Raw genomic sequence first — 8,848 nt, forward strand, 5'->3', positions numbered from 1 at the left:
TCATCCCATCACCGCCCTGGTCATCATGGGCGTTGCCGGTTGCGGCAAGACGTGCGTCAGCCAGGCCCTGTGCCAATTGAGCGGCGCCACTGCCATTGAAGGCGATACTTTTCATCCGGCCGCGAACATCGAAAAGATGAGCGCGGGGATCCCCCTGAACGACGAAGACCGCGCCGGCTGGCTCGACAGCCTGTGCGATGAACTGCGTCGCGTCGATGCCCAAGGCCAACGCCCGGTGTTGACCTGCTCCGCCCTTAAACACAGTTACCGCGAACGTCTGCGCAGTGCCTTGCCGGGCCTCGGTTTCGTGTTTCTTGAATTGACCCCGGAAGTCGCCGCCGAGCGCGTTTCGCACCGCCCGGGCCACTTCATGCCGGCGACGTTGATCGAAAGCCAGTTCGCCACCCTCGAATCGCCCAAGGGCGAGCCGCTGACTCTGCCGCTCAATGCCTCGATTCACAGCGTCGAAGAGCTGGCCCTGCAGGCTCACGTCTGGTGGCAGGCCAACGGTCTGAAACAGGCGATATGAGCATGTTGAAAAAGACAGCGCTGTCCTCCCGACTTCTGTTCAACCCGCTTTAATAACAACAACAATCCAGGAGACACCCCCCATGTTTGGCATGTCCCACGAGACGTTCCTGCTGCTCGATGCGGTGGTCACGGTAATCGGCCTGATTATCCTGATCACCAAATTCAAGATTCACCCTTTTATCGCCCTGACCATCGCCGCCGCTTTCCTCGGCCTGACTTCCGGCATGCCGATCAACACCATCATCAAGGCGTTCCAGGACGGCTTCGGGGGCGTGCTCGGTTTTGTCGGCATCATCCTCGCCCTGGGCACCATGCTCGGCAAAATGATGGCCGAATCCGGCGGCGCCGATCAGATCGCCCAGACCCTGATTCGCGCCTTCGGCAAGGACAAAGTCCAATGGGCAATGATGTTCGCCGCGTTCCTGGTGGGCATTCCGCTGTTCTTCGAAATCGGCTTCGTGCTGCTGATTCCGCTGGTGTTCATCGTTGCGCGCCGCACTGGCGTGTCGATCATCAAGATCGGTATCCCGCTGCTCGCCGGCCTGTCCGCCGTGCACGGTCTGGTGCCGCCGCACCCGGGTCCGCTGCTGGCCATCGGCGTATTCGGCGCTGACATCGGCAAGACCATTCTCTACGGTCTGATCGTCGCGCTGCCGACCGCCATCATTGCCGGTCCGATCTTCGGTACTTTCATCGCCAAGCACATCCCGGGTCACCCGAATCAGGAACTGGTCGATCAACTGGCCCGTGAAAACGATTCGGCCAACCTGCCAAGCTTCAGCATTACTCTGGTCACCGTGCTGTTGCCGGTGTTCCTGATGCTGCTGAAAACCTTCGCTGACGTGGCACTGCCGGACGGCAACTTCTTTCGCATCTGGATGGACATGATCGGCCACCCGATCTCCGCACTGCTGCTGGCGCTGCTGCTGTCGCTGTACACCTTCGGCTACAAGCAGGGCATCGGTTCCAACCAGATGCTCAAGTGGCTCGACGCAAGCCTGGCGCCTACCGCTGCGATCATTCTGATCATCGGTGCCGGCGGTGGCTTCAAGCAGATGCTGGTGACCAGCGGCGTGGGTGACGTGATCGGCCACATGGCGGTCAGCGCGCAGATCTCGCCGATCCTGCTGGCCTGGCTAGTGGCGGCGGTGATCCGTATTGCAACCGGTTCGGCGACCGTGGCGACCATCACTGGCGCTGGCATTGTGGTGCCGGTTGTCGGCATGATTCCGGGCGTCAACCGTGAGCTGCTGGTGCTGGCCACCGGCGCCGGTTCGCTGATCCTGTCCCACGTCAACGACGCCGGTTTCTGGCTGGTCAAGCAGTACTTCAACATGACCGTGGCCGAAACCTTCAAGACCTGGACCGCGATGGAGACCATTCTGTCGGTAGTCGGCCTGGGCTTTATCCTGCTGTTGTCGCTGTTCGTTTAAGCGGCAGTTTGCAGGCACAAAAAAACCGCAGTGATGCGGTTTTTTTGTGGGCGTGGACTTCCTGCTTGATCGTTCCCACGCTCCGCGTGGGAATGTAGCCCGGGACGCTCCGCGTCCCTAAGCGGACGCAGAGCGTCCTTTGAGGCATTCCCACGCGGAGCGTGGGAACGATCAGAGGCGTGTCAGTTATTTGGTAACCAAGCCATCCGCGCGGAACATCCCGCGAATCCCGCGCACGGCCTGACGAATGCGGTCCTGGTTTTCGATCAGGGCGAAGCGCACGTGGTCATCACCGTACTCGCCAAAGCCCACCCCCGGCGAAACGCAGACCTTGGCCTCGGCCAGGAGTTTCTTGGCGAACTCCAGCGAACCCAGATGTGCATACGCCTGGGGAATCTTCGCCCAGACGTACATCGAAGCCTTCGGATTCTCGACCATCCAGCCCAGCTCATGCAGGCCTTTGACCAGCACGTTACGGCGCTGACGATACTGCTCGGCGATGTCGCGCACGCATTGCTGATCGCCTTCCAGCGCGGCAATCGCCGCCACTTGCAGCGGGGTGAAAGTGCCGTAGTCGTGGTAGCTCTTGATCCGCGCCAGGGCGCTGACCAATTCCGGGTTGCCGACCATGAAACCGATGCGCCAGCCGGCCATGTTGTAGCTCTTGGACAGGGTAAAAAACTCCACCGCAATGTCCTTGGCCCCCGGCACCTGCATGATCGACGGCGCTTTCCAGCCGTCGTAGACGATGTCGGCATAAGCCAGGTCGTGGATGACCAACACGTCGTATTGCTTGGCGAGGGCGATCACCCGCTCGAAGAAATCCAGCTCCACGCACTGCGCGGTCGGGTTCGACGGGAAGCCGAGGATCATCATTTTTGGCTTGGGGATCGAACCGCGAATGGCGCGCTCCAGCTCATCGAAGAAATCCACCCCCGGCACCAGCGGCACCGAACGCACCTGAGCGCCGGCAATCACTGCGCCGTAAATGTGGATCGGATAGCTCGGGTTCGGCACCAGCACCGTGTCGCCCTGGTCCAGTGTCGCGAGCATCAAATGCGCCAGGCCTTCCTTGGAACCGATGGTGACAATGGCTTCGCTTTCCGGGTCGATATCGACTTCGTAGCGCTGCTTGTACCAGTTGGAAATCGCTCGGCGCAGGCGCGGAATGCCTTTGGACGTCGAGTAACCGTGGGTGTCCTCACGTTGGGCGACCTGCACCAGTTTTTCGACAATGTGCGGCGGCGTGGCGCCGTCGGGATTGCCCATGCTCAGGTCGATGATGTCTTCACCACGGCGGCGAGCGGCCATTTTCAGCTCGGCGGTGATGTTGAACACGTAAGGGGGGAGTCGATCTATGCGCGCAAAGCGGCGCGGCGAACCTTGTTCGGCCATTGTTGCCTCGGATAACGTAAGCGCCCGGAACCGTCCGAGCGACGCTGGTCACTGCGGTGACCTGTGGCGGAAGATAAGGGCAGTGATGGCATACTGTCCAGCGCGGTTGTAAACATTTTTTTCAAGGAAAATCGGTCAATGGAATTCACCAGCGGCTTCTTGCTGAGCCTTTCGCTGTGCCTGGATATCGGCGTAGCCAACATCGCGATGATCACCCTGGCCATGCAGCGCGGCTACTTTCAGGGCTTCGCCCTGGGCCTGGGCACCTGCGTCGGCGACCTGATTTATGCGGTGCTGGCCTTGGCCGGCATGACCGTTTTGCTGCAATACGAAACCGTGCGCTGGGTGCTATGGATTGGCGGTTCGGCGCTGCTGATCTATTTCGCGGCGAAGATGATTTACTCGGCGATTCACCATGAAGCGCTGCTGGCGGAAACGGCGGAGGTGGGGCAGAGCTCCCATCGCAAGGAATTCTTCCGGGGCATTTTTCTCGCCATGTCGTCGCCCAGTGCGATTCTCTGGTTCGCTGCTGTTGGCGGCACGTTGATCGCCCGATCCGGTGGCGGCGGTCCGTTGAGTTCGGCGCTGTTTTTGGGCGGCTTTCTCTGCGCCGGGCTGCTGTGGTCGGCCGGTCTGTGCTTCGCCGCAAGCCACGGCGGCAAGCTGCTGGGCGACAAGCTTCTGCGCTACTCCTATCTGGCATCGGCGGCGATCTTCTGCTATTTCGCGGTGTACGTGATTGTTTCTGGTTACAACGAGTTTGTCGGCTCGGGCGCCGTCGAGCAGTTGCATTCGCTGTAAACGTGCGAAACGGGTCGAGCTTTCTATACTCCCAGCCGAATCCACTTTTGCGTTCTGAGGAGTCGCGTCATGGATGAACAACAACGCGTCGAGATAACCGAGCCTCGCTTCGAACACGGGCAATTTCTACTGATTGCCGGTTTCGGCGGGCGATTCACCCAGGAGACCACCGAAGACATTCCCGCGTTGTGGGAAAAGCTGATCCCGCACTTGGGAAAAATCCCCGCGCAAGTCAACGAAGTAACCTACGGCGTTTGCTGCAATGCGGACGGTGAGGGCGGTTTCGAATACATCGCCGGGGTGCAGATCGACAAGCTTGACGACCTGCCGGAAAAGTACCGCTGGGTTGAAATCCAGCCGCAGAAATATGCGGTGTTTGAGCACAAAGGGTCACTGACGCAGCTCCCTGACACCTTCCAGTACATCTGGAACACTTGGCTGCCGCAGTCCGGCCACGAAGCGGCGGACGCGCCGGAGTTCGAGCGCTACAGCGAGGATTACAACCCGAAACTCAATACCGGCACCCTGGAAATCTGGCTGCCGATCAAGGCCAGAGCGGCGTAACAATCGAGGCGGAGCATGTCCGCCTCGGTGGTTGTGCTTTATGCTGGCGGGCCTTGTTTCCACAGATTTTTGAGCTGCCATGAACACCGTGATCCGCAACGTCAGCGCCGCCGACCTCGACCGCTGCTACGCCATCGAAACCGTCGCCTACGAAGGCGACGAAGCCGCCACCCGTGAAAAGATCGCCACGCGCATCGCCACCTGGCCGGACGGCTTCATCGTCGCCGAGGTGGACGGCGTGGTGGCCGGTTTCATCAATTCCGGCGCGGCGTTCGACGTGCAGATGTCCGACGAGGCGTTCAAGGAACTGATCGGCCACGACCCGAAAGGCCCGAACGTGGTGATCATGTCGGTGGTGGTGCACCCGGATTACCAAGGGCAGGGCCTGGCCAAGCGCCTGCTCGGCGAATTCATCGAGCGCATGCGTGCGATGGACAAAGCGACGATTCACCTGATGTGCAAAGAGCAGCACATTGCGCTGTATGCCGGCTTTGGCTTTGCCTACATCAAACCGTCCGAGTCCGACCACGGCGGCATGGCATGGCACGAGATGATCCTGACCCTCTGAACTTCAATCAAAACTGTGGGAGCGAGCCTGCTCGCGAAAGCGGTATTTCAGCGAAGCAAGTGTCGACTGACACGACGCCTTCGCGAGCAGGCTCGCTCCCACAGGGTTTTGAGGTGTCTGTAGTTGCGCGGTTAGTAAAGGCTTTCACGCACCCGTTTCGGCGCTTCCCGATCGTAGGTGTCGGCGTCGAACTGGCCGTCATTCAGGCGCTTGTGAAATGCGCCAGCAGATGGCAAGGCCGAGCGCGGCAGGTGCGTTTCGGGATTCCACGCCTCCGAGCGGAGAAAGGCTTTCGAGCAGTGAAAAAACGCCGCGTCCACCGTCACCAGCAAGACAGTTTTCGCCGGTTTGCCATTCACCGCGAAACTCTCCAGCAACGCCGGTTCATCGCTGATCAGGGCCGTGCCATTGACCCGCAATGTTTCGCCGATCCCGGGAATGATGAACAGCAGCGACACCCGCGAATCGTGCAGCACATTGCGCAAGGTATCGATGCGGTTGTTGCCCGGGCGATCCGGCAGGGCCAACGTGTTTTGATCAATGATCCGAACAAACCCCGGCGCATCACCGCGCGGCGAGTTATCGAGGCCATCGGTCCCCACCGAGCTGACGATCACTAGCGGCGACAGGCGCACCATCGCCTGATAATCCTCGTTGAGAAAGCCGATCTGCTTGCGCACGGCGCGTTCGTGGGGCCGGCCGTAAATGGCTTCCAATGGTTCTATCGAATCGATCATCGTTTATCCCTCTACGATTTAAAAAAACAGCCCCATCCGCCGCTCGTACCCAATCCGGCCCTTGTACGCTTCGCCGCTGTCGACATAGCCATGCCTGGCATACAGCGCAATCGCCGCCTCGTTATCAGCGTCCACCGACAATTCCAGCCCCTTGATCTCCGGCCACGCCTCGCGGGCGACAGCGGGCAGCGCTTGCAGGCACGCCTTGCCGTAACCCTTGCCCTGCGCGCGCCGATCGACCTGCAGAGCATGCAATGTGGCGCTGTGTTCGTCGGCCCAGTCGGGCAATACCGGCGGGCGCTTGAGCAGCAGAAACGCTACCGGTACGTCGTCCGCCAGCAGGGCAAAACCCTTTACGCCAGGGCCGGGCTTCGACAGCAGGGTGTGCAAGGCACCGTGGATGTCGCCGGAGAATTTGATCTGCTCGGGGTGAATTTCAATCGACTCGACTTGCTCGCGCTGCAAAGGGCTGAGGCTGTCGTAAGGCACGAGTTGGGCTGACACGGGAATTTCCTTTTTCCTACAAGGATTGAAGCTCGGATTCTAGCGACATTGTTGTCGGCGAAATTTTTTTGTTTGCCCTGTCGATCTACGCAAAGGGCAAACGACTAAGGACGTCTTCACAACAAAAACCACGGAGAACACCATGAGCGCACAAAGCGAAATCCAGACCCTTATCAACACCTACCGCGAAGCAGTAATGGCCAAGGACGTCGAAAAAGTCATGGCCCTGTACGCCGACGACATCGTCTCGTTCGATGCGATCAAGGCCCTGCAATTCAAAGGCAAAGCGGCGTACCGCGCGCATTGGGTCGAGTGCATGGAAATGTGCCCCGGTCCGCACATCTTCGAGTTCCACGAAATCGCCATCGAAAGCGCCGACAACATCGCTTTCGCCCACTGGGTGGCCAATTGCGGCGGCACCAACGACAAGGGCGAAACCCAGAGTTGCTGGATGCGCGTGACCGCCTGTTATCGGCAGGTCGGCGGGGCGTGGAAGATTGCCCATGAGCACTGGTCGGCACCGTTCGATCCGATGAGCGGCGCGACGCTGTTCGATGTAACCCCCTGATCTTCAGCCATAGTTGATCCGTTCGAATCAGGAGATCGCCATGAAATACCTATGCCTGGTCTACAGCGATGAACGCCTGCTGCACACCTCGCCGGGCAGCCCGGAAGACGCCGAATGCTGGGCCTACGCCGAGTCGATTCAGGGCAGCGGGCGGATGATCGCCGCCGAAGCGCTGGAGTCGGTAGAAACCGCCACCACCGTACGGATGCGTAATGGCAAGTTGTCGATCACCGACGGGCCTTTCGCTGAAACCAAGGAGCAACTGGCCGGTTTTTACCTGATCGATGCCAAGGATCTCAACGAAGCGATTCAGGTCGCCGGCAACATTCCGGCAGCGCGGGTCGGCAGCGTTGAAGTGCGCCCCGTGCGGCAGTTGAATGTCTGACGTCAGGGCGCGGGTCGAGCAGGTCTACCGCGAGGATTCGCGGCGGATTCTGGCCACGCTGATCCGCCTGCTCGGTGATTTCGACCTCGCCGAAGAAGCCTTGCATGAGGCGTTCTTCGTCGCAGTCGAGCGCTGGCAACGCGACGGCGTGCCAGACAACCCGCGCACCTGGCTGGTCTCCACCGGACGTTTCAAAGCCATCGATGTGCTGCGCCGGCGCGCGCGGTTCAAGGCGTCGCAACCGCTGCTGCTGGCGCAACTCGATGAGCTGGAGCAGGCTGACTGGAGTGGCGAAGACGTGGAAGACGATCGCTTGCGGCTGATCTTCACCTGCTGCCACCCGGCACTGGCGGCGGATGCGCAGGTGCCGCTGACCTTGCGCGAAGTCTGCGACCTCACCACCGAGGAAATCGCCCGCGCTTTTCTCTCGGCGCCGGCGGCGATTGCCCAGCGCATCGTCCGCGCCAAAGCCAAGATCCGCGACGCGAAAATCCCCTATCAAGTACCCACGCTGAACGAATTACCCGAGCGCCTCGACAGCGTATTGCGTGTGATTTATCTGGTGTTCAACGAAGGCTATTCGGCCTCGGTCGGTGCCGAGCTGACCCGCGAGGATCTGACGCGCGAAGCGATTCGGCTGGGGCGCTTGTTGATGGAGTTGCTGCCTGAGCCGGAAGTCATGGGTCTGCTGGCGCTGATGCTGCTGCATGAATCACGCCGGCCGGCACGAACCTCGCCGAGCGGTGAACTGGTATTGCTCGACGATCAGGATCGCTCGTTGTGGGATGCCCGGTTGATGGCTGAGGGTTGCACGCTGGTCGAGCGCGCGCTGAGTACGCGACGCTTTGGGCCATACTGCCTGCAAGCGGCGATTGCAGCGGTGCATGCGGAAGCGCCGTCGGCGGCGCAAACGGACTGGCAGCAGATTGTCGGTCTGTATGACGTGCTGCTGCGCGCGGTGCCGTCGCCGGTGATCGAGTTGAACCGGGCGGTGGCGGTGGCCAAACGTGATGGGACGTTGGCCGGGTTGTTGTTGGTTGAAGGGATTTTGACTCGGGGCGAGTTGCAGGATTACCACTTGGCGCATTCGGCGCGGGCGGAGTTTTGCCGGCAGTTGGGCCGGGTGGAGCAGGCGCGGGCCGCGTATCAGCGGGCGCTGGAGCTGACGCGGCAGGAGCCGGAGCGGCGGTTTATTCGAGCACGTATCATGGCGCTCGAAATGCTCTGACCTTGGCGCTCTGGCTAGTGTGGGCAGCCTGTGGATTGCCCTCACCCTAACCCTCTCCCAAAGGGAGAGGGGACTGATCGGGGGATATTGGAGGGATTCACCGACTTGAACGAATTGTCTTGAATCCATAATCG

The 8,848-nt window shown here is 60.5% G+C and carries 11 protein-coding genes; 8 read left to right on the plus strand and 3 right to left on the minus strand.

What is annotated here, in order from left to right:
• Together D8U71_RS25465 and D8U71_RS25470 are read left to right on the plus strand one after the other, a co-directional pair.
• On the plus strand, positions 1-529 hold a 529-nt coding region (locus tag D8U71_RS25465; protein WP_130888995.1), incomplete at its 5' end, for a gluconokinase.
• An 82-nt stretch (positions 530-611) separates the two neighbouring features.
• The gene (locus D8U71_RS25470) at positions 612-1,964 is read left to right on the plus strand and encodes a GntP family permease (protein WP_016773551.1); all 1,353 of its coding nucleotides are present in this window, start codon (positions 612-614) and stop codon (positions 1,962-1,964) included.
• Positions 1,965-2,150: 186 nt separating this feature from the next.
• On the opposite strand, the gene alaC is transcribed toward D8U71_RS25470, so the two are convergent.
• Entirely contained in the window at positions 2,151-3,359 is a 1,209-nt protein-coding gene (alaC, locus tag D8U71_RS25475; RefSeq protein ID WP_016773552.1) for an alanine transaminase, read from the minus strand.
• 138 nt (positions 3,360-3,497) lie between these two features.
• Here alaC and D8U71_RS25480 point away from each other — a divergent pair, with 138 nt between their 5' ends.
• From D8U71_RS25480 to D8U71_RS25490, 3 genes are all read left to right on the plus strand, one after another.
• Positions 3,498-4,160 (plus strand): LysE family translocator, encoded by a 663-nt coding sequence (locus D8U71_RS25480; RefSeq protein ID WP_130888996.1) that lies wholly within the window; start codon positions 3,498-3,500, stop codon positions 4,158-4,160.
• Between the two features lie 69 nt (positions 4,161-4,229).
• On the plus strand, positions 4,230-4,724 hold the full coding sequence (locus D8U71_RS25485; protein ID WP_125926446.1) for a GyrI-like domain-containing protein: 495 nt from the start codon (positions 4,230-4,232) through the stop codon (positions 4,722-4,724).
• 79 nt (positions 4,725-4,803) lie between these two features.
• Positions 4,804-5,292 carry an N-acetyltransferase gene (locus tag D8U71_RS25490; RefSeq protein ID WP_016773555.1) on the plus strand — a complete coding sequence of 163 codons (489 nt, stop codon included), beginning with the start codon at positions 4,804-4,806 and terminating at the stop codon, positions 5,290-5,292.
• Positions 5,293-5,423: 131 nt separating this feature from the next.
• On the opposite strand, the gene D8U71_RS25495 is transcribed toward D8U71_RS25490, so the two are convergent.
• Both D8U71_RS25495 and D8U71_RS25500 read right to left on the minus strand, forming a co-directional pair.
• Positions 5,424-6,029 carry a pyridoxamine 5'-phosphate oxidase family protein gene (locus D8U71_RS25495; RefSeq protein WP_130888997.1) on the minus strand — a complete coding sequence of 202 codons (606 nt, stop codon included), beginning with the start codon at positions 6,027-6,029 and terminating at the stop codon, positions 5,424-5,426.
• An 18-nt stretch (positions 6,030-6,047) separates the two neighbouring features.
• On the minus strand, positions 6,048-6,533 hold the full coding sequence (locus D8U71_RS25500) for a GNAT family N-acetyltransferase (RefSeq protein WP_024014041.1): 486 nt from the start codon (positions 6,531-6,533) through the stop codon (positions 6,048-6,050).
• A 142-nt stretch (positions 6,534-6,675) separates the two neighbouring features.
• On the opposite strand from D8U71_RS25500, the gene D8U71_RS25505 reads away from it, so the two are divergent.
• Genes D8U71_RS25505 through D8U71_RS25515 form a run of 3 tightly spaced genes read left to right on the plus strand, consistent with a single transcriptional unit; the run spans position 6,676 to position 8,714 of the window.
• Positions 6,676-7,101: a nuclear transport factor 2 family protein gene (locus D8U71_RS25505; protein WP_024014040.1), complete on the plus strand. Its 426-nt coding sequence runs from the start codon at positions 6,676-6,678 to the stop codon at positions 7,099-7,101.
• Between the two features lie 40 nt (positions 7,102-7,141).
• Positions 7,142-7,486 carry a YciI family protein gene (locus D8U71_RS25510; RefSeq protein WP_130888998.1) on the plus strand — a complete coding sequence of 115 codons (345 nt, stop codon included), beginning with the start codon at positions 7,142-7,144 and terminating at the stop codon, positions 7,484-7,486.
• Positions 7,479-8,714 (plus strand): RNA polymerase sigma factor, encoded by a 1,236-nt coding sequence (locus D8U71_RS25515; RefSeq protein ID WP_130888999.1) that lies wholly within the window; start codon positions 7,479-7,481, stop codon positions 8,712-8,714. The genes D8U71_RS25510 and D8U71_RS25515 overlap by 8 nt, the downstream gene beginning before the upstream one ends.
• Positions 8,715-8,848 lie beyond the last annotated feature (134 nt).

Origin of the sequence: Pseudomonas sp. Sample_21, from assembly GCF_004307525.1 — a bacterium.
Taxonomy (GTDB): domain Bacteria; phylum Pseudomonadota; class Gammaproteobacteria; order Pseudomonadales; family Pseudomonadaceae; genus Aquipseudomonas; species Aquipseudomonas atacamensis.